This window comes from Pseudobacter sp. (assembly GCF_051955275.1).
GTDB lineage: Bacteria > Bacteroidota > Bacteroidia > Chitinophagales > Chitinophagaceae > Pseudobacter.
Map to the genome: position 1 here is coordinate 19,347 of NZ_JBQCGW010000300.1, position 22,111 is coordinate 41,457.

The 22,111-nt window shown below is 51.0% G+C and carries 15 protein-coding genes; 5 read left to right on the top strand and 10 right to left on the bottom strand.

All coding sequences use genetic code 11. From position 1 onward, the window contains the following. Positions 1-50: 50 nt before the first annotated feature. The 10 genes from ACTHMC_RS26435 to folD form a co-directional block, all read right to left on the bottom strand. Positions 51-548 (bottom strand): hypothetical protein, encoded by a 498-nt coding sequence (locus ACTHMC_RS26435; RefSeq protein WP_440417919.1) that lies wholly within the window; start codon positions 546-548, stop codon positions 51-53. Between the two features lie 108 nt (positions 549-656). Beyond that, complete coding sequence (locus ACTHMC_RS26440) at positions 657-1,418, bottom strand: SDR family NAD(P)-dependent oxidoreductase (protein WP_440417921.1); 762 nt, start codon at positions 1,416-1,418, stop codon at positions 657-659. A gap of 120 nt (positions 1,419-1,538) precedes the next feature. Beyond that, a complete protein-coding gene (locus ACTHMC_RS26445) occupies positions 1,539-4,217 on the bottom strand; it encodes a PKD domain-containing protein (protein ID WP_440417922.1) in 2,679 nt (892 codons plus the stop codon). Positions 4,218-4,401: 184 nt separating this feature from the next. Then, positions 4,402-5,229, bottom strand: coding sequence for an alpha/beta fold hydrolase (locus ACTHMC_RS26450; RefSeq protein ID WP_440417924.1), 828 nt, complete (start codon positions 5,227-5,229; stop codon positions 4,402-4,404). Between the two features lie 12 nt (positions 5,230-5,241). Then, positions 5,242-6,411 (bottom strand): Lnb N-terminal periplasmic domain-containing protein, encoded by a 1,170-nt coding sequence (locus ACTHMC_RS26455; RefSeq protein WP_440417926.1) that lies wholly within the window; start codon positions 6,409-6,411, stop codon positions 5,242-5,244. A 27-nt stretch (positions 6,412-6,438) separates the two neighbouring features. Then, positions 6,439-7,941, bottom strand: a complete 1,503-nt coding sequence (gene guaB / locus ACTHMC_RS26460; protein ID WP_440417928.1) for an IMP dehydrogenase — start codon at positions 7,939-7,941, stop codon at positions 6,439-6,441. 104 nt (positions 7,942-8,045) lie between these two features. After that, positions 8,046-9,149 carry a DNA-processing protein DprA gene (gene dprA, locus ACTHMC_RS26465; RefSeq protein WP_440417929.1) on the bottom strand — a complete coding sequence of 368 codons (1,104 nt, stop codon included), beginning with the start codon at positions 9,147-9,149 and terminating at the stop codon, positions 8,046-8,048. 651 nt (positions 9,150-9,800) lie between these two features. Next, complete coding sequence (locus tag ACTHMC_RS26470; RefSeq protein WP_440417931.1) at positions 9,801-11,717, bottom strand: OmpA family protein; 1,917 nt, start codon at positions 11,715-11,717, stop codon at positions 9,801-9,803. 104 nt (positions 11,718-11,821) lie between these two features. Beyond that, the gene (locus ACTHMC_RS26475) at positions 11,822-12,436 is read right to left on the bottom strand and encodes a 7-carboxy-7-deazaguanine synthase QueE (RefSeq protein ID WP_440417932.1); all 615 of its coding nucleotides are present in this window, start codon (positions 12,434-12,436) and stop codon (positions 11,822-11,824) included. A gap of 30 nt (positions 12,437-12,466) precedes the next feature. Further along, positions 12,467-13,342, bottom strand: a complete 876-nt coding sequence (gene folD / locus ACTHMC_RS26480; RefSeq protein WP_440417933.1) for a bifunctional methylenetetrahydrofolate dehydrogenase/methenyltetrahydrofolate cyclohydrolase FolD — start codon at positions 13,340-13,342, stop codon at positions 12,467-12,469. Positions 13,343-13,423: 81 nt separating this feature from the next. Here folD and ACTHMC_RS26485 point away from each other — a divergent pair, with 81 nt between their 5' ends. The 5 genes from ACTHMC_RS26485 to ACTHMC_RS26505 all read left to right on the top strand — a co-directional run bounded on the left by ACTHMC_RS26485 (position 13,424) and on the right by ACTHMC_RS26505 (position 22,027). Beyond that, positions 13,424-14,242 carry a hypothetical protein gene (locus ACTHMC_RS26485; RefSeq protein WP_440417935.1) on the top strand — a complete coding sequence of 273 codons (819 nt, stop codon included), beginning with the start codon at positions 13,424-13,426 and terminating at the stop codon, positions 14,240-14,242. Further along, complete coding sequence (locus tag ACTHMC_RS26490) at positions 14,239-16,230, top strand: ComEA family DNA-binding protein (protein ID WP_440417936.1); 1,992 nt, start codon at positions 14,239-14,241, stop codon at positions 16,228-16,230. The genes ACTHMC_RS26485 and ACTHMC_RS26490 overlap by 4 nt, the downstream gene beginning before the upstream one ends. A gap of 254 nt (positions 16,231-16,484) precedes the next feature. Continuing rightward, positions 16,485-19,640 (top strand): SusC/RagA family TonB-linked outer membrane protein, encoded by a 3,156-nt coding sequence (locus tag ACTHMC_RS26495; protein WP_440417937.1) that lies wholly within the window; start codon positions 16,485-16,487, stop codon positions 19,638-19,640. Positions 19,641-19,651: 11 nt separating this feature from the next. After that, the gene (locus tag ACTHMC_RS26500; protein ID WP_440417938.1) at positions 19,652-21,145 is read left to right on the top strand and encodes a SusD/RagB family nutrient-binding outer membrane lipoprotein; all 1,494 of its coding nucleotides are present in this window, start codon (positions 19,652-19,654) and stop codon (positions 21,143-21,145) included. Between the two features lie 21 nt (positions 21,146-21,166). After that, positions 21,167-22,027: a BT_3987 domain-containing protein gene (locus ACTHMC_RS26505; protein WP_440417940.1), complete on the top strand. Its 861-nt coding sequence runs from the start codon at positions 21,167-21,169 to the stop codon at positions 22,025-22,027. Positions 22,028-22,111 lie beyond the last annotated feature (84 nt).

The window sequence follows — 22,111 nt, forward strand, 5'->3', positions numbered from 1 at the left end:
CCGGCTCATGGCCGGGATTTTTTTATAAAAGTGGATGATTTATCAGGAGTTTAATTCTTTGCTTCTCCGGGAGGCGCTGTTCGTTTGAACAGCATTACATAGCCGCAAAGCTTCTTCTTTTTCTTATTAACCTGAACAGGTTTGATCATATGCATCTCTGAGAACTGTGGTACAAAATCGAAGTTGATGATATTGCCATCCACATCGCCCCACTTGTTCTGTTTGAATATTACCTGCTTTTCATTGTAATCGTACATCCTTACTTCGTAGAGCCGGGAGGTGGGATCGCCGATAAATACGAACTGGTACCAGCTTCCCTGTGTCATGGGCAGCACGATGGGCATTTCGTATTCGCTTTCCATGGTCATGCTCGCTTCCCGGAGGAGGCTGAACCCACGATCTCCATAATATTTCTTGATACTGTCTATGGCGGTAGTGTAGCCGCTGATATCGCAGCTTTGCTGTCTGATATGGTCCTGCGCATGGCTCGCATTGACCATTAGCGCCAGGGCGGCGCCGGAAATGAATTTCAACAGGGTCTTGAACATACGGTAACGGTTTTTGGACGGAACTTGGATGTGTCAAAAGTAATCAATTCAAAAACTCTGCCAAGCCTTTGTCAACAAAAAACGCATTAAAATAATGGTTATTGCGTATTAACCTTGCTTATAAAAGTATAGGGAATTGGCCTGGGCCGTACAGGTGAGCACCAGGTCATTTATGCAGACATGTTGGGGTAAAGTGGTGGTATAGAACACTACTTCGGCCACATCTTCCGGGCTAAGGGGCTGGAATCCGTCATATACTTTGGAGGCCTGGGATTCATCGCCTTTGAAGCGGACAGTGGAGAATTCCGTTTCGGCGGCGCCGGGGTGGATGGCCGTTACCTTGATCCCGTGGCGGAGCAGATCTATGCGCATGCCTTTGGAAATAGCTTCCACGGCAGACTTGGTGGCGCAGTAAGCGTTTCCTTTTTCATACACTTCTTTGGCGGCGGTGGAACCGATATTGATGATATGCCCTTTAGTGTTTTTTATCAGCAGGGGCAGCACAGCCTTGGTCACATACATGAGTCCTTTCAGGTTGGTGTTGATCATGGTCTCCCAGTCGTCGAGGTTGGCATCATCCACATAATCCCGGCCCAGGGCCAGCCCTGCATTATTGATCAGTACATCTATGTTCTGCCAGGCAGCAGGCAATGTTTCAATGGCTTTGAAAGTAGCGTTGCGGTCCTGCACATCAAAATGCAGGGTGAGGATTTCTGTATTGTGAGCGGCAGATAATTGCTCTTTGATGGCCTGGAGTCTGTCTTTCCTGCGGCCGGTGATGATGAGCCTGTATCCGTTGGCTGCGAACTTAGCTGCAAAAGCCTTTCCGAATCCTGCCGTAGCACCGGTGATCAATACTGTTTTTGCCATGATGTGAATGATTTTGAGGCTGCAATCTAAAGAAAAATATATAAGGATATGCCCAGTCGCTCGCGGGGACGCGAACGACTGGGCACACCTTGATTTTACGGGGCATACGCTGTTTTGAATTTACCGGATCAGCACCGCGGAACCTTTTTTCACTATCCACTGGCCGAGATAATCTTCGGCCTTCACTACCCATACATAAGCGCCGGGGTCCTGCATCTTGCCGGCAATGCGGCCATCCCATCCCATATTCTGCTGTGAGGTCTGGAATACCAGCTGTCCCCAGCGGTTGTATACCTGGAAGTAACTGAGCTTTGAAATACCTGCCAGAATGGGCCTCAATACATTGTTCTGCGAAGCGCCAGGTCTGAATGCATTCGGAACGAACACATCGGGTTTTGTTTTGAATACTTTGATATTGATGGTATCATCAGCATAACAGCCTTCAAAAGTGGAGGCACGCATATAATAAGTGAAGTGCTCGTTCAGCATTGCGGTGGGATTGAATCCACGGGTGGTGCTGAGATAGTTCGGAGGCCACCATTCGATGAATTCAGCACCACTTCCCTGCAACCGGAGCGGCTGGCCGGTTACGATGGTAGTGTCATTGCCGGCAAACGCCATGATCTGCGGCCTTACCGTTACAGTAACGGAGTCGTATCTCGGTTTCGGACAACCGAGAATATCCGTCACCCGCATCACATAGGTAGTGGTTCGCAACGGCCATACAACAGGTGTCAGCGATGTGGGATTATTCATGGTATTGGCAGGACTCCATAGGAGTTTGTTGGCTACCATGGATGCCTGCAGCTGAATGGTATCCTCATAACAGATGATGGCGTCAGGGCCTGCATTGGCAATGGGGTAAGGCACGGTGTGCACATTCAGCAGGTCCGTTTTATTGCACTTGCCTATTTCTGCCAGCAGGGTGAAGGTGGCATTACCGGGCGGACAGACCAATGGGCTTTTGGCATTTGCATCATCAATGGGACTGCCGGCAGGATTACTGCTCCAGGTGAATTTCAGGCCATCTGAAATTGGCCGGAGCCGTATGGTATCCGTGAGACAGATAGTAGTGTCCGGTCCTGCATTGAGGGTTACCACACTGACTGTCCGTACACGCACACTGTCATTATTGATACAGCCATTTTCGTCTAACCGTACCCGGTAGGTAGTGGTAATGGAAGGCCATACCAGCGGAGTTCCTGTATTGGCATTGAGGATATCAGTGGCGGGCGTCCAGCTGAACACACCAAAGCCGCTGGCCTGCAGCTGCAATGTGTCCTGAACTGGACGGTTGCTGCAGATCAGCGTGTCTTTAAAAGCCAGGGTGATGGTAGGCTTGTCTTTAATCTCGATGACATTCTTCTCCAGGGTATCGATACATCCTTTATCGCTTTCTACTATCAGTCTTACCGTTTTGAATCCGGTGGTGGAATATTTCCAGGAAGGATTTCTGATGGTGCTGAAATCCTGCGTGGAGGTTTCATCTCCGAAGTCCCACCGCCATTTATTAACGGTGCCGTACGCGCTGGTGGTACGGTCTGTGAATGCCACGGGATTGAGTATGCAGGATCCCCTGAAATCGAAGGCGGGCGTGAATCCCGGCCATACTTTGGCAATGGTGGTGGTGGAATCGAAACATTGTCCGGCAAGGATCACTTTCAGTTTGATGGTATAATCATTGGGTGCCAGGTAAAGATGCTGCACCATACCATCAGATGTGAATACGGTATCCCGTTTACTGCCATCGCCATAATCCCAGATATACATGGTGCCTGCAGGGTTCACCTGTTCATTGCGGAAGGTCACATTGAAGTCATCGCAGTAGGAGTAATCCGGTTCCAGCCTGGCTCTGAGCGGGATACAGTCAGACACACGGATATGTATTTCTTTATGATGAACGTTGATGAGTACATTGTTGCGGTATTCGGATACGCAGGCTTTCACCACATATTGTCCTTCTGCCGAAGGGGCGATGCCTGAAAGGATACCGGTTTTGGGATCGATGGTGGCATTGAATCCCATGGGGGAGCTGCCGGAATAACTGCCACTGTAATTAAGTGTATTGTAGGGTGGTGCTGCTGCAGGGTTAGGGCTTGGGCAGTTGGGACATACATTGCCCTGGCCACCCCCGGTGTAGGCATCGCAGAGCGAGTACACCAGTGAGTCAGTGAGTTTGCCTACGGAATTGGTATCGGAATCGATGGCTGAAAAATCGAAGGTGAAGTAGGAGCCATAACAGATGGCTACTGCATCGCGGGGATCGAATTTGGGGCTGGAGTTCTTGAATGCGTCAGGCACCAGGGCTACATCATCACCGGGGATCTTAGCCAGGTAGGTCGCTCCATAGGAGTCACTGGGGGCGGCAACGTTCTGGATGCCGGTGATGCGGCAGCAACGCTGGAATGAGATGGTATATCCGCCGGGAATATCGGGCAGGGTAACATTGGTGGTAAAGAAACGGAGGCGGTAACAGACATCATTGGGCGGGTTGGAGATACAGGGGTTGGAAGCAGGATCGTAGCGGATGAAGCTCTCACTGCTCATGGCTGCGATCTCCGTGCCATACAGGCTGTTCCCATAGGTTTGGAAGATGGTGATCGGAACGCTGGTCTCCAGCTGGCCCGGGGCATTCTGATTACAATCGATATAAAGTTTCAGGGTAAGTTCATAGCGGGAAGTACCGGTGACGGTACCCGGTCCGATGTATTTATATGACATCTCCCCACCCCGTATATGCGCAGCATGGAGCGAAGAAAGGGTCAACATGAATAATGCAAGCCAAAGTAGTTTTCTCATCATTTACTACCGTTTTGATTTGGCCGGTTTTATGCCGGTAGCCGTAAATAGAGTACAACAGGTGGGTTGTAGAAGGGATATTGAATTCGGGATGTTGAATATACACAATCCTACGCCCGGATGGCCGGGAATCTGATAAATTTAATACGATATAAATGCGGGGACAGTTGGTAGGAAATTCCCGTTATTTCAGGGGGCCGCGGACCATTGTCTGGCAGGCATCGCAAAAGCGGTACAGGAGCTGGTTTGCGCGTGCTGTTTCTTCCAGCATGCCCATATGGCCGGAATTGTTGAGGATCTCAACAAAAGAAAAAACGGGAAGATAGGTCTGTGGAAGCACCTGGTCCGGCGGGATGGTGGCATCGTGCTGCCCGATCACAAAAAGTACGGGCTGTGTAATGGCCTGAAGGATAGCGGTCCGGTCCGGACGGCGGATCATCGCTTCGTAATAACCGATCAGGCTCTGCGGGTGAAAACCTGCATACCGGTCAGTGACCTGCTGCACCAGTTCCGGGTTGTCCTTACGGGTTAGTTCCGAAAAAAGATTGGGAGTTGCCTGTTCCAGGAATCTGGCAGCGCCATGTTCTTTGATGAATTCAATGCCGCGCCTGCGGATATTTTTCCTTTCTTCACTGTCTGCCAGTGCCGTACTGTGAAAGAGTCCCAGACCAAGCAGTTTTTGCGGAAATTTTTCTGCAAATGCCAGCGAGATATAGCCTCCCATGCTATGCCCGATCAGTATGGCCGCAGGGATCTGTTCTTCTTCGAGTATCTGGTGAATGCCGTCGGCAAATGTTTCCATTGACCAGTGGAAAGAGTCAGCCGTGGAATGGCCGCTGCCGGGAAGATCCGGAACGATGACGGTAAAATGCTGCTGCAGGAATTCCTGTTGTAAAGCCCATCCCTGGCTGTCTTCCGCAAAACCATGCACCAGTATCACGGCAGTGCCCTTACCTGCTTTGCGGTAATACCATTGCTGACCGCTGGTAGTGATGGTTTTTTCGATGAACATACGAACAGTTTTTTATTTGCTTCTGTAAAATGAGCGTACCAGTATCAGGCCCATCAATGGTGCGATGGCCGGATTCAGTTGCTGCGGCAGGAAGAACCAGCAGAGCAGCGCCAGACCGGTAAGCATGCAAACGATGCGGAAATATTTCCGGATCCATTGCTTCTTTGCATTGAATAGCAATGCCGGTGCCACAACCAGGTGTGTAGGAATTGCCCAGAGCAGATTATAGTTGTTCCTGCACACATCATCCACTCGTATGATCCAGAGGGTGAGGAGCAGTACGCCCATCGCGCCCAGCAGGAAGAAGAAAAAGAAGTCAAAGCCTGTCAGGATTTTGTTGGCCCATTCCTTATTCATTACACTGAGCGCCGTGACGGCTATCAGCAGGACTGCGAATGCCATTACCGGGGAAATGGCAGTGCGGGAATCGCCGCTGATGGGGGCGGGGGACAGTATAACACTGGAACTGCTCACAAGCTGCCTTCCATCCATATTGGTTTTATCCATGGCCAACATCAGGTAATCCGGCAGGAACATCGCTCCTTTGTTATCGGCCCTGGCATCGAGGTGGGCTCCCAGCAGAATATCGATACCGAACTTACTCCAGGTCATCCCGGTGGAATCGAGGTATTGATGAATGAGGTTCCGGTAAGTGGTTTCGGGCGTGGGCAGCACCTGACCGTACTGAACGGAATCGCCTGCATATTTCACAATGATATCGCGGGCGCGGGTGGTACAATTGTCTGTATAGAAGTAGTAATAATAATGACGGTTGGCTTCTGTGCTGTTGGTCATCAGTGCATGGATCAGCGCCTGTTTCTGTTGACAGGAGAGATTGAGCACCTGTTCGGTTACGCCTCTGCCTGCGCTCTGGTATTCATAAACAAAATCACTAAAGGGGTATGCCGATAAGGAATACAGCATAAGCCCTTTAGTGAATTTTATAAAGAACTCAGGATCTCTGTCGTCGAAGGTTCCGTAGTTGAAAACATAGTCCAGTGCACGGCTGCTGTCGATCACCCTCACAGCGGTATGTCCGAAAGTGGAATACAATTCCGCACCGGGGCTGCAGGTGAGCAGGCTCACACGCAGGCGGCAATCAGTGGAATCGGTTCCGGTATCTGCTTTCAGGGTTGCGCAAAGCAGGGTTAGCACCAACAGTAGGACCGGCGTTTTTTTCATGAACAGTGTTTTCGGGAATGAGGCTGATTATCTTCTGCTGTAGTTCGGAGCTTCCCTGGTGATCTCGATATCGTGCGCATGACTTTCTTTCATGGCTGCACTTGTTATCTTGATGAACTGGGCTTGTTGGAGTGCCTTGATGTCTTTGGCGCCAACATATCCCATACCTGCACGGAGCCCGCCTACATACTGGTAAACAATTTCACTGAGACTGCCTTTGTAGGCAACACGTCCTTCAATTCCTTCCGGTACAAACTTCTTGATATCATCCTCTACATCCTGGAAGTAGCGGTCGCCACTGCCCTTGCTCATGGCGCTGATAGAGCCCATGCCACGGTATTGTTTGAACTTACGTCCTTCGTAGATGATGGTCTCGCCGGGGCTTTCTTCTGTGCCTGCAAACACACCGCCCATCATTACCAGGTTGGCGCCGGCAGCGAGTGCCTTCACCATATCACCTGTATAACGGATACCACCATCCGCAATCAGCGGAATGCCTTTTTTATGAAGAACGGAAGCTGCTTCCATTACTGCAGTGATCTGGGGAACTCCGGCACCTGCCACAATACGTGTGGTACAGATGGAACCAGGTCCGATACCTACTTTCACACAGTCAGCACCTGCATCGGCCAGAGCCAGTGCACCAGCGGCAGTACCTACGTTACCGGCGATCACCTGGAGCTTCTTGAAATTTTTCTTCAGGAGCTTCAGTGCATCGATCACACCTTTGGAATGACCGTGTGCGCTATCCAGGCAAACCACATCCACACCGATCTGCTGAAGGGCGGAAGCCCTGTCGAGCAGGTCGCCGGTAATGCCGAGGGCAGCACCTGCGAGCAGACGGCCATAGCTGTCTTTCACCGCGTTGGGGTAACTGCTGAGCTGGAGGATATCCCTGTAGGTGATCAGTCCCAGCAGGGTACCGTCTTTACGTACTACAGGGAGCTTTTCTATTTTATGTCCTTTGAGGATCTTTTCCGCTTTTTTGAGGTCGGTGCCTTCGGGAGCAGTGATGAGGTTCTGGCTGGTCATCACTTCGGCTACCTTGCGTTTGTTGTCGGTCTCGAAACGGAGATCGCGGTTGGTAAGGATCCCAACCAGTTTGTTTGCGTTATCGATAATGGGAATTCCACCGATCTTGTTTTCTTTCATCAGGCGGAGGGCATCTCCGATGGTGGCATTCTGGTGAAGGGTGATGGGGTCGATGATCAGACCGCTTTCACTACGCTTCACTTTACGGACCTGCTCTACCTGCTTTTCGATACTCATATTCTTGTGCAGGATACCTATGCCGCCTTCACGGGCCAGTGCGATCGCGAGGTTGGCCTCAGTGACCGTATCCATTGCCGATGACAACATGGGAATATTCAGAACGATACTTTTGGTGAGATTGGTACTGATATTGGTTTCCCTGGGGAGGACCTGGGAATATGCGGGTACCAGTAAAACGTCGTCGAACGTTAAACCATCGCCAAAAAACTTACTCGATTGGGGGGATTTTGTTCCGGGAGCGTTATTTATTCTTGCCATGTGCAAAGGTATGGTAGCAAAACAATATGCTCCAAATGAAATTTTGTTAAACAGTTGAATCCCTTTCCCATAGCGGGTTTTGGCAATTTGTCAGCGGTCTGTCATCACCTGAGGCGGTACATTTTCCCAGGCAGCGCTTCAATCACCTGCTGCAGTTCCAGGTTCAGCAGCGCACCCGCCAGATTTCCCGGCGTAAGGCCGCTCCTGGTGCTGAATTCCTCCATATGCACCGCGTCTTTCAAGCGCATCATGTCTACCAGTGCGGATTCTGCAACACTCAGTTCCGGAAAAAGCCGTGGTTGCAGCACCGGCTTCCTTTCCTGCTCCTGCCAGCCCATCCATTGCAGCAGATCGTCTGCAGACCGCAGCAAAGCTGCCTTATTATCCCTGATCAACTGGTTACACCCCTCGCTGCGGAGGTCAGTCACCCTGCCCGGAACAGCAAACACGTCCCTGTTATACCCATTCGCCAGCTCTGCCGTGATCATACTGCCTCCTTTCACACCCGTTTCTATCACCACCACCGCATCACAACAGCCCGCCACAATCCGATTGCGGGTAGGGAAATGATGCTTGTCAGGCTGCTTTCGGCTGCTGAACTCCGTTAGTAGCCCGCCCTCCTGCATCATTTCTTTTGCCAGCCCCGCATGTTCCTTCGGATAGATAGTGCCCATCCCATGCGCCAGCACCCCAACCGTCGGCAAGCCTGCCGTCATCGCCGCCCTGTGCGCCACCGCATCGATCCCGAAAGCAAGACCACTTAAAATACAAACACCCGGAATAGCTTCTGCCAACTCTTTTATCAGTTCCTCCGTTATTCTCTTTCCATATGCAGAATTCGTTCTGGTGCCCACCACCGCCAGCATCTTCCCTGCATTCAGATCAGCCCCGCCTTTGTAAAACAGCAAAACCGGCGGATCATAACACTGCAGCAATCTCCTCGGATAAGCTTCATCATTTATACTCAGCACCTTCACCTGGTACTTCTGTATAAACCGCAGCTCCTGTTCCTCCTCTGAAAAATCTTTGTATGCCACAATATTCCTGGCACGCAATGCACCAATCCCTTCCACCTTCTCCAGCTGTTTCCCTGAGGCCTTGAAAACAGCTTCTGCGGAACTGAAATGTTTCATCAGTAATCTTGCCTGCCCATCACCAATGAGGGGGATATTGCGGAGTGCAAGCAGATACAGCAGATCATTTTTCATGGAGTGCGTTTTTGTAGGGGAGATATACGTATGTGTTGCACCGTTAGATTCTTTTCATATTGTTGCTGTTGCTGCGGCCAAAGGGTATGAAACGGCGCTGTAAAACATACCCACACCTTTTGGTTGGTTGATGGGCTTTTGAGGGGTATGTTAGGGCGGCGGTGCAGGGCCGGGCGATAGGAACGTATGTTTTGAAGGCGCCTTGTTCATACCCTTTGCGGCAGCCTGGGCACCCGGGAGGTGTAACAGATAGAGGCAACAGCAAACGATATCTGCGCCATGCAGCGTGGTGAAAAATGATAGCTGCATCTCTTGCACTCTGGGGAGGGGCAGGAGGGGAAAGCTTCGGGATGCGAAAGTAAATTGGGCAGGGGCTGCGTGGAGCGGGAGATTAGTATCGGAGATGGATATGCGAAATCTTGTGGAAGGAAAGAGGTGAAAGAGTATTCATGCAGGTTGTGGCACGTTGATGGTGCCAGAGCCGTGGATGGGTATGAAAATCCGGTCTTCAAAACCAAGGCGCAAAAGACGAACAGAATTACATAAGCTTAATCTCTCCAGACAAAAGCAAAATAGTACCCCAAAAATGTGCGGTTTGTTTTGCAACCGGAATTTTTATGCCCTCCACGGCAAAAGCCGATAAAGCAAAATCTACTGACTGATTACTTTAAGCTCTGTTCTCCGGTTTTTTGCGCGGCCTTCTTCTGAATCGTTATCCGCTACGGGCTGGGAAGCTCCGAAACCTTTGAAACTCAGCCGGGCTGCTTCAATGCCGTGGTCAACAAGATATTTTACTACGGCGCGCGCACGGTTGTTGGAGAGCAACAGGTTGTCCTGTTCCCTGCCGACATTATCCGTGTGGCCGCTGAGCTGGATGCGCACGGTCGGGTTGTCGCGGAGGAGGACCACCAGGTTGTCGAGCTCTGAAGTTGATTCAGGCTTGAGATCGAATTTATTTACATCGAAGAAGATATTGCGCAGCACGATGGTGGCATTCGCCTCGATCGGCTGCAGAGGGATATCGATGTTGAAGATGGAATCGGACTGCTGGCTGAGTGCAAAGTTCTCTGAGAAGAAGAGATATCCCTTCCGGTTCACGTTGAAGGCATAGTCCTTGCCTACGGGCAGCGTCACCAGGTAGTTGCCGGTCTCGTCGGTCTGCACTTTGCTGAGCACTTCCTGGCTGCTGAGGTCTGTAAGCTCAACAGCGGAGGGTAGTCCCTTGCCGGTCTTCTTGTCGTACACCTTGCCTTTGACCCAGAGTGTGCGCGCAGGACGGATATCGCTGCGGAGCTCGAAGGTGTAGAGGTCGAGGCCGCCGCGACTGTCGCTTCGGTCGCTGGCATACCAGGCGGTTTTACCATCGGCGGATACTACCAGGCTGCCTTCATTCTCGATGGTGTTGATGGGATAGCCGAGATTCACCGGCTTGGTCCATTTGCCGCCGGGTTGTTTGCGGGATACAAAGAGGTCGTCGCCGCCATAACCCAGATGCCCATTCGAAGTGAAATAAAAGGTCTGGTTATCGGCGTGGATAAACGGACAACTTTCTTCACCCAGTGTATTGATCTCCGGGCCCAGGTTTTCGGGCTCGCCCCATCTTCCGTTGGGAAGCAGGCGGCTTACATAAATATCGCTGCCGCCGAAACCACCGGGGCGGTTGCTGGCGAAGTACAACTCTTTTTTATCGGGTGATAATGAGGGGGCGGATTCCCAGGCTTCTGTGTTGATGCGGTTGCCAAGGCTTTCAGGCTCACTCCATCCGCCGGGCGTGAGATAGGAAATGTAGAGGTCGCAGCTGCCCGCGCCTCCGGGGAAATTACAACCCGTGAAGATCAGCCACTGGCCGTCTTGCGAAATATTCTGCGCGCCTTCATTGCTCTGGGTATTGATATTGCCGGTGAGCGGTTGAGCCGCATGCCAGCCTTTTCCATTGCGGCTGGCGCCGTAGAAGTCTTCATTGATGCCATTCACCCGGCGGGTAAAGATGAGTTCTTTGCCGTCGATAGTGATGGTGGGATAGTATTCAGAGTTTTTGGAATTGATACTGTCGCCCAGGTTGGTGGGTTCAAAACGATAGGAACCGAGTGGCTTCTGCTGTGCATAGCGGATGGCGAACTGGTAGCTCTTTCTCCTGTATTCGCCTACCATGCGGCTCTGGTCGTTGAGGTTGGGAATGCTGATGAAATCCCCGATGGCCTGCAGTGCTTTTTCGAAATCGCCTTTGCCGGCCAGGTTGATGGAGTAGGGAAGATTATAGTCGCGGAAATAAATACTGTCGATGGACTTTGCTTTCTCATAGGCTGTGATGGCTTTCTGGTACTGTTTCATTTCGCCGTGAAGGCCACCGATGGACAGCCAGGCGTCCAGGAAACCGGGCTCTTTACTGACAGCGTTCTCCAGTATTCTAAGGGCTTCCGGAAAATTGCCGTCCTGGGCAATGGAGATGGCCTGTTCGTACAGGGCTGCCACTTTTTTATTGATCTTTTCCGGATCGTATTGTGCAAAGCTGATCTGGCCGGTGAATACGGAGGCTACGATTATGGTACAGAATAACTTGAAACCCATGACAACAGTTTTTAATGTCAGCGCGCACCGGAAAGATAATACCCAAAAATTAAAAACGTATGTGTATGCCGTTTATTCTCTTGTAGAATAATAACTATGCCAGTTTAGGGCACATGGATATATTTATGGAGCTGGAGCGAAAACTCCCATTGCGGGTTGTCCTTGATGTAATCGATGATGAGGGGGGTAACCTGGCCGGATTTGCTCCATTCAGGCTGCAGGAAGAGCTTGCAGTTGGGCGATACTTCGGCGGCAAACTTTTCGGCCCACTGGAAATCTGTTTTGTTATAGATCACCACTTTGAGTTCGTTGGCCAGTGGCAGGATCTCCGGGAGGGGTGCTTTGAATTTTTTGGGCGAAAGGCAGATCCAGTCCCATTTACCACTCACAGGATGGGCGCCGGAGGTTTCGATATGCGTTTGAAAGCCTGCCTCGTGCAGGGCACCGGTGAGCGGGGTGCAATCGTGCATCAGCGGTTCGCCGCCGGTGATGATGGCAATACGGCCGGGATATTGTGCCGCGCCGGCCACAATGGTGCCGATATCATGCAGCGGATGTTTTGCCGCGTCCCAGCTATCCTTCACATCACACCATACACAGCCCACATCACAACCGCCGAGGCGGATGAAGTAAGCGGCCCTTCCCTGATGATAACCTTCACCCTGAATGGTGTAGAAGGATTCCATTACAGGAAGCTGAGTGGTAACGATTTCTGACATGATGCAAAGGTAGGATAATGATGAACAATGCTAGTTCCTTTCCATGCAGGCCCTGTAGGTATTGGCCATCAGCGCAGCGATGGTCATCGGTCCTACGCCACCCGGTACAGGAGTGATATAACTGCATTTGGGGGAAACATTGGTAAAGTCAACATCTCCTTTGATGGAATAGCCTCTTTTTTTAGTGGCGTCTGCTACACGGGTGATACCCACGTCTATCACCACGGCGCCTTCTTTTACCATGTCTGCCGTTACAAACTCGGGCCTGCCCAGGGCAGCCACAATGATATCGGCCTGGAGGCAGATCTCTTTAAGGTTCTTTGTTTGAGAATGGCAAACGGTAACCGTGCAGTTACCGGGATTGGTATTGGCGCTGAGCAGGATGCTCATGGGGCGGCCTACAATATTACTGCGGCCGATCACCACGGCATGTTTGCCTTTGGTTTCGATCTTATAATGTTCCAGCATCAGCATAATGCCGTGCGGAGTAGCGGAAACAAATGTAGGAAGCCCCTGTACCAGCTTTCCGGCACTTACGGGATGGAAACCGTCCACATCCTTGGAAGGATCGATGGTTTCGATCACTTTGGCTTCGGAAATATGTTTTGGGAGCGGGAGTTGTACCAGGATGCCGTCAACATCAGGGTCGTTGTTCAGGTCTTCAATGGCCTGCAGCAACTTGAATTCACTGATATCTTCAGGGAGGCGGAGGAGGGTTGATTTATAACCGATCTCTTCGCAGGTCCTTACTTTGGAACCAACATAGGTTTCGCTGGCGCCATTGCTTCCAACCAGCACAGCGGCGAGGTGCGGAACCTTCTTGCCTGCTGCGGTCAATTGTCCAACTTTCACCTTCAATTCATCTTTGGTGGCCTGCGATACAACTTGTCCGTCTAAAATTTCCATGGCGCAAAGGTAACTGAAGAATTTTAATGAAACGAATAGTAAAACTTTCCTCGTTTTTTGTTTCCATGGAAAATCTACTATTTGAAAACAATCCTCTGGGGCCTGTTTTGCGCGCTGGGAGCGCGCGCTGTAGCCCAAATCACACAATCGCCAGCCCTGCTTCCACTCCATGCAGCGGCTTATAATCAAACGTTTGCTGATATTTTTTCATCGAGAATTAACCCCGCCCTGCTGGGAAGCATCAGGGATTTTGAGGCAGGAGCCTGGGTAGAAAAGAAATACCTCCTGCCAGGATTGCAGCAGTACCAGCTGGTGGCAGGCGCACCCGCCGCAGGCAGTGGCTGGGCTGTTTCGATGGATTATGCCGGCATCAGTCATTACCGCAACTGGGAAACCAGTCTGGGTTATGGCAAAAAACTGGGTAGATGGAGTATTGGGGCAACTTTCAATTACACGGCGCAATCGGCCAGTGGGTATGGTAACCAGTGGCAGGTCTCCGGCAATATCGGACTGCTCTGGCAGCTAAGTCCGGCCATCACAACGGGTATGCAACTCTATCGCCTGGGCGGCGATATGTTTTCCAATGCCCCTGGCCTGCGGCCTGCTTACGGTTATGCGGCAGGGTTAGGATGGCTGGTAGCAGAAGGCATCCTGCTGGAGGCAACGCTTATGGGCAATGAAAATCAGCGGGCTGCCATACAAACCGGCATTCACTGCAAGGCAGGGGAGCGGCTGATGGCCAGTTGTTTCCTGGACCTGGCTGAGTCCCGGCCATCGATGCGGGTGAAATGGTTATGCGGCCTGATACAGTTAGGCGTTACCGGTAGTTATCATGCCATACTGGGATTTTCGCCCGGTGTGCTGCTGATCGTTTCAGGCGCTGAAAAAGGAGGGTTATGAGAACGATGATGGTGCTTTTTATGATGATCGCACAAACGCTGTTTGTGTACGCCCAGGAAGAAGAAACGATGCAGGAACTGCAGCTGGAACAACTGAAGGCAAGAGAAGAAAACATGACCGAAGATGACGGACAGTGGCAATTGTATGAACACCGCCGCCATCATCCTCTCCGGCTCAATATGGCCACTGCCGATGATCTGCAGGAACTTCAACTGTTGCAACCCTGGCAGATCAGAAATTTCCTGCTCTACCGGCAAACTTTCGGCAGGTTGCTGAGCATTTATGAATTACAGGCAATTCCCGGCTGGGACGTGGAAACCATTCAAAGGATCCAGCCCTTTGTAAGCATCCGAGAATCGGAAGCAGGCGACCTGCCTTTCCTGAAAAGGTTCAGGGAAGGGGAGGGAAGTCTGTTGCTGAGGACTGGAAAGTGGTTCGCTGCAGGAGGACCGTCTTCGTATGTACGGTATCGTTATAAATGCGGGCGGCAGTTGCAATGGGGCATCACTGCTGATAAAGATGCCGGAGAATCCTTTTTCAAGGGTGTGCAACAGCAGGGATTCGATTTTTATTCCGCCCATCTTTTTGCCAGAAGGGTGGGGCCTTTGCAGGTGCTGGCCCTGGGGGATTTCCAGGTGAACATGGGGCAGGGACTGATACAATGGCAGGGGATGAATTATGCGTTCAGTGCAGTGCTGGGCGCCAAAAAACAAGGCGAAGTATTGCAGCCATACAGTTCGGCAGGGGAGTTCAACTTCCATCGTGGGATTGGCGTTACTATGGGTACCGGAAAATTACAGGTGACTGCATTCATATCGTACCGTAAATTATCAGCACACCTGCAAAACGATAGTGCGGGCCGGTACTTCACTAATTTCATTACCAGTGGTTATCATCGCACTTTGTCTGAGCAGGAAGCAAAGCATACTGTTAAATTGCTCACCACAGGCGCAAGCCTGCGGTGGAGGCATCGCAGCCTGCAGCTGGGACTGAATGCTGTTGAGTACCGGTCATCCATTGCATTCCGGCCGCCGCCTGCGGTGTACAGGTTGTTTGCTATCAGTGGTAAGCAATGGGGCAATGCAAGCGCGGATTATGCCTTCACCATCCGCAACCTTCATTTGTTCGGTGAGTTTGCCATCGATCAGCGTGCACAGACAGCAGGCACAGCCGGCATGCTTTGCAGTCTGTTGCCGGCCTTGCAACTGGCTGTCAGCTATCGCTATTTCAGTAAACAATACCAGAGCCTGTTCAGCAGCGCGGTTTCGCAGGGTGCTGCGCCTTCCAATGAAGAAGGTATTGCTTTGCGGCTCGACTGGCAGTTGAACCGTTGCTGGAAGCTGCAGGCGCAGACGGATATCTTCCGTTTTCCCTGGCTTCGTTACCGGGTGGATGCGCCTGCTAACGGGTATGAGCACCTGCTATTGATGACCTGGCAACCTTCCAGAAAGATCAGCTGGCAGTTCCGTTACCAGTATGCATTGAAACCATTGAACGGGGCTGATACATTTGCCGTGAAATATCCGGGCTGGCAGCAGCGCAGGCAATGGCGGGTGCAATGGAGCTGGGAGATGGGCCCCCGCTTTACCATCAGGCAGCGGACGGATTTTCTGCTTGCAGGTATAAAAGGCGTACCGGAAGAAAGCGGGGTGAGCCTATGGCTGGATGCCAGCTTCAAAGCCAGCAGGCGATGGCAGCTCAATGCAAGGCTGCATATCTATGAAACAGGCAGTTATCTGAGCAGGGTCTACAGTTATGAGCGGGACGTTTTATACAGTTATTCCATGCCTGCTTTTGCCGGGAATGCCATCCGTTCGTATGTGCTTACACGTTATAAACTGGCAAATAAACCAGGAAGGTGGAGTGCTGAATTATGGTTGAAATATGCCATCGCTGTACGTCCTTCCGGGCTGCCAGTACCTGCTGAAGAAGGGGAGGAAATTCCTCAAACGGATCTGCGTGTGCAATTGATGTTCGGGCTGCGCTGATGGTGGTGGAAAGAGGCTGCATAAAACCGCAAGTGCTAATCTGCTATGTATCACCAATTTACTGAAAAGCAGCAGGGGACTGAATTGTGGCTGCCCGAAATGCTGGGTTCTTTTTAAAAACATTTTGATTTTTTGGCAGCATTTTCAAAATTCCTGTTGTCTACATTTTAATCCGCCTCCCTGTTTTAACATTTTTTTGGGAAGATTTAAATCTTCCTATATTTACGTAGTTCAAAATTAAACTCACTAGTCACATGAGAAAAATTCTTTCACTGCTCGCAGTGCTGATACTCTATTGCGTATCGGTAACTGCCCAAAGCCGGTTTATCACCGGCCAGGTCCGGGACAATCAGGGAGAACCGGTACCTTTCACTTCAGTAACTCACAAAAGCACCGGAAAAGGCGTTACCTCGGACGTCAACGGAAATTTCAGAATCTCAGCTGCCACCGGCGATGTACTTGTCTTCACAGCGGTGGGAACCCAATCTTCAGAAGTAACAGTTGGTACCAGCGACGTGCTGTCTGTTACCCTTGTTAAAACCGGTAACCTCCAGGAAGTGGTGGTAACGGCATTGGGTGTACGCCGTCAGGCTAAAGAACTGGGATATGCAACTGCGCGTGTGCGTAACAGTGAGATCAACCAGGCAAAAACGGTGAACCTTCAGAACGGCCTGACCGGAAAGGTTTCCGGTTTGAGCATCACCACCGTCAACAGTGGTGTGTTTGAAGAAACCAAGATCAACCTGCGCGGCCTCCGTTCCCTCACGGGCAATAACCAGCCCCTGCTGGTAGTTGACAATATTCCTATTTCTCTCGGTTTCATCTCTGTGCTGAACCCGAACGATGTGGAAGACGTGAACGTACTCAAAGGCGCATCCGCTGCGGCTCTTTACGGACCGGACGGTGTGAACGGTGTGATCCTCGTTACCACCAAGAGGGGCTCTACAGGAAAGCCCTACTTTGTGGTAGGCCAGTCCGTTCAGCTTGCCCGCGTGAGCTTCCTGCCTAAAATGCAATCACGTTTTGGCGGAGGAACCAGTGAAGATGCACTGGGCCGCCCATTGTATGATCCCATCGAGAACCAGCAGTTTGGCCCGGAGTTCAATGGAGAAATGATTGATCTCGGTCCGGAACTGGAAGACGGCGATGTTCAGCGCGTGCGCTACAGTCCACTGAAGAATGAAAAGAAAAAATTCTGGAACAATGGTCTTACGCTGCAGACCGATGTGGCCTATGCCGCAAAAGACTTCTACATGTCTGCCCAGCTCGCCGACCTGAAAGGCCTGATGCCTAAAGACGTGAACAAAAGGAACTCTATCCGCATCAACACCAGCCGTGAATACGGAAAGTTCAAAGCCACCCTCAACCTGAACTATGTTCAGAGCAATTATGACATCGTGAACAATGCTGCTTATGCAGCCCGCTTTGCCAGCAGCTACAATGGCAGCGTATACTTCACGGTGCTCAATACGCCCATGCATGTGCCCCTCACCAGTTACAAGGATATCCGCAACAACAAGTATGCGCAGTATTCCAATTACTACAACGAGTACTTTGTGAACCCGTACTGGGCCATTGAAGCGCATCGCTCCAAAGGAAGAACGGATAACCTGCTTGGCGGCCTGGAGCTCAACTATGATCTGTTCGATTGGTTGCAGGCTACTTACCGCATCGGTACTTCCTTTACCTACGGCACTTTCAAGAATGAGAACGCACCTATTGAGACCACTCAGTTTGCGCAGGACCACCGTGGCCAGCAGTTTGATGCGGCACCAGGAAGCGTAGCCGATGGCAGCGATTTCAATAACCGGATCACACATGAATTCTTCCTCAATGGAAGAAAAGAATTGCCCGGCGATTTTGCTGTTACTTATATAGCGGGTGGCCGTTACCGTGAGAACAGAGCAAAAAATATCAATACTACCGGTAATAACCTGGTGGTTCCTTATCTCTTCAACCTCAGCAACCGCTCCGGCGAAGCCGTAGGAACGGAGAGCAATATCAAGAACCGTCTGGTATCGGTATTCGGACAGGTAAGTCTGAATTACAAGGGTTGGGCCAACCTGGAATTCTCAGCAGCCAATGACTGGGACAGCCGGCTCAATATCGATAACAACTCCTATTTCTATCCAAGCGTAAGTGCTTCGGTATTGCTCACCGACGCCATTCCTGCGCTGGGCGAAAGCAAATTCCTGTCTTATGCAAAACTGCGTGGCTCCTGGTCCAAATCTGCCAACGTGAATCTTGGAACTTATGCACTGGAAGCCACTTACAGCCAGACGGGCGGTTTCCCATACGGTGGCCTCGGTGGTTTCAGTGCAGACAATGGCGTAACCAATCCGAACATCCAGCCTGAAAAAGTGAATTCAAAGGAAGTGGGCGTGGAACTAGGCTTCATGAACAATCGCTTCAACCTGGACGCTACTTACTACCATCAGAAAAATACAGACCAGATCCTGGATGTACAACAGTCATCCGCCACAGGATATACGCTGTACCGTACCAATACGGCCGACTTTGAGAACTATGGTGTGGAGATCGATCTGAACCTGACGCCGCTTGTGAAGATCGGGCAGGGAAGGATCAACTTCAGTATCAATGCCACTTACAACGACAACAAGGTGACTTCTCTTTTTCCGGGTATCAATGAACTGGCCATCGGCGGTACCAACCTGTTCACGCAGATCGCTGCCAGCTCTCCTGACGCCTTCAACTATGCCATTGTTGGCAAGCCTGCCTTTGTGTTCAAGCTCAGTGATTATGCGCGTGATGCGCAGGGCAGGGTGATCGTTGACAGGGTAACCGGTGATCCTATGCTGGAAGACAGCCTGGTGACCCGTGGCAGGTCCATGCCACTCTGGACACTCGGTTTCAACCCAAGCTTCAGCTGGAAAGGGCTTACTTTCTCCATGACATGGGATTACAAGGGAGGTCACTATGCATACCATGGCATCGGTTCCGATATGGACTTCACTGGCATCTCACAGCGCAGTGCGCAGTTCGGCCGTCAGCGTTTCGTATTTCCAAACTCCGTGTATGATGATGGTACAGGAAAGTATGTGGAGAACACCAATCTTACCACATCCAGCGGCAACAGAAGCTTCTGGGCTGTGGGTGCCACCAATACTTCCATAGCTACCAACTACTTCTCCAGCGCTGCTTACTGGAAGCTGCGTGAAGTAGCTATCTCCTATGTGCTGCCGTTCAAATTCATCGGCGAATCACAGGTGATCAAGAAGGCGGTGATCGGGTTCACAGGAAGGAACCTCTTTGCGTTCATTCCAAAATCCAACCAGTGGACGGATCCCGAGTTCAACTATACAGCCGCTGGTAATACATTCGGCTTGAACAACGTATTCTCAACGCCTCCTGCCAGAACATTCGGTGGATACATTACACTGACCTTCTAAATTTTATTACAATGAAACATTCAATGTATAAATGGATACTGCCGGTTGTGATGCTGTCCGCAGGAATAGCGGGTTGCAAAAAGCAGCTGGATATCAACAAGAATCCGAACAACGTTACGGAATCGAATATCACGGCAGAGCTCATCCTGCCAAATGCACTCAGCAATACAGGTGCTCAGACTGCGCTGGCTTATGGCTGGCTGGCCAACTGGATGGGTTACTGGTCGCCGTCAGGTTCCTATAACCCCAATACGGAAGAGAGCACTTACAATATCACCAGCTCTTTCCAGGAAACAAAATGGGCCAATATTTACAACGCGCTCTTTGACCTGGATGTGGCGGAAACAAAAGCAAAGGCAAAAGGACAGGACTATATGCGTGCCATGGCCATGATAGCAAAGGCGCACCTGTTCCAGAACCTGGTGGACCTCTATGGAAATATCCCCTACTCACAGGCATTCAAGCCATTTGAGTTTCCCACGCCCGTGTATGACAAAGGAGAAGATGTGTATGCAAGCCTGCAGCTGAAACTGGATACTGCCATTACGCTGATGGAAAATGCGTCTGTTACATCGGTGGATGAGAGGGTGGATATCATTTATCACGGTGATGCAGAACTCTGGACAAAATTTGCCAATACCATCAAGCTTCGTATGCTCATCCGCAATTCCATCACAGTTCCCAATCCTGCAGCAGAACTGGCCAAGATCACAGCCCATGGTGGCGTACTCTCATTTGGTGAAAGTGCAGCGGCCAATCCGGGTTATGTGAATGACGCCAATAAGCAGAGCCCTTTCTATGGCGCTTATGGTCTTACTCCATCCGGCAACCAGGCCAATGAGTATTTCCGCGCCAATGCTTATATCGTTACGCAGCTGAGGAACGGGGCAGATCCCAGGCTGGAATATTTCTTCAAACCAGCCGCTACGCCGCTGAACCCTGCCGTGCCTTATGTAGGCACGGTGTACGGAAGGGACCCGGATGTGAATTTCAATGGCGACCGTACTTCCAATATAGGAGAGGGACTGGTGAAAGGATTTGACCAGGACCAGTGGATCATCACTTCCGTGGAGAGTATGTTCCTGGAAGCAGAAGCTGTTGCCCGTGGCTGGCTGCCCGGTGATGCGCAGGAGGCATATGAAAATGCCGTGTATGAATCATTCGAGTGGCTGGGTGTAGAAAATGCAGAGGATGAGGCAACGGCCTACCTGGAAACATCCGGCGCTGACTGGGCCAATTCAGGCGGCTCTGTAGACGCTAAAGTGAAGTTCATTGTGAAGCAGAAATACCTGGCGCTCATCGGCATCAATCCGCTGGAAGCATGGAATGATTACAGGAGGCTGGGAGTCCCCGCCGATGTTCCGCTTTCCGTGAACCAGGCCAGGGGATCGAGAGTGATACCGCTCAGGCTGATCTATCCGTCTGCGGAATATGCTGTGAACAGCGCCAATGTTCAGGCACAGGGAAATATCACCCCCAACACGCCTGTGTTCTGGGATAAATAATCATGTAAAAAACTTTCTGATATGAATGCACAACATAAACTCCTTGCTTTTTCCTGTGCGGGCCTGCTGCTGATAGCGGCAACGGGTTGCCTGAAAGACAAGGCTTATGACGATCATATGGCCAATGTAGTGATCGATAAGAACAGCAAAGTGGTGGAAGTGATGGGGCCGATCATCGGATCCTACGGCCAGGTACTGAATTTCAGTAATGGCGATACCACTTTTAAAATGATAACGGTGAACCTGGCTTCAGAGCAGCCGGCTCCGGAAGACATCCAGGTAACGCTTGTGGTGGACCCCGCAGTGATCACCGAGTTCAACAACCGTACTGATGGCAGCCTGGCGCCATTGCCGGCGGCCAATTATGCTTTTCAGACATTACAGATCACCATTCCCAAGGGCAGCAGGGAAGCGGAGCTGAATGGAACTATCAGGAACCCGGCATTCCTGGAAACAGGAAAGTTTGCGCTGGGACTGAGGATCGCCTCCACTTCTCCCAATTATCCCATCAGTGGTAACTATGGCAAACAGGTAGTGGAGCTCAGGGTAAAAAACAAGTACCATGGGCTGTACCAGGCTACCGGTAAATTCATTCACCCTACGGCAGGTACCAGGGATATAGATGAAGAGAAGGAGCTGGTGACCGTGGAACCCAATTCCGTGCAGGCCAACCTGGGAGATCTGGGTGGATCGGGTTACCAGATGATACTTACCATCAATGCTGACAATACCGTGTCTATTGCCAAGTTCGGCGCCACTCCCAATATAGATTATCAGGGGCCGAACACCTATGACCCTGCCACGCAGACATTCACCCTGAACTATTCCTACAATGGGGCAGGGGGACCGCGGATCATCAGGGAGCAGATAAAAAAGAAATAAACCTTGCAACCAGCACCCAGGGGCGGCATCTGATGATGACCGCCCCTCATTTTATGCCTGCTACATGTTATCTTCGCAGCAATA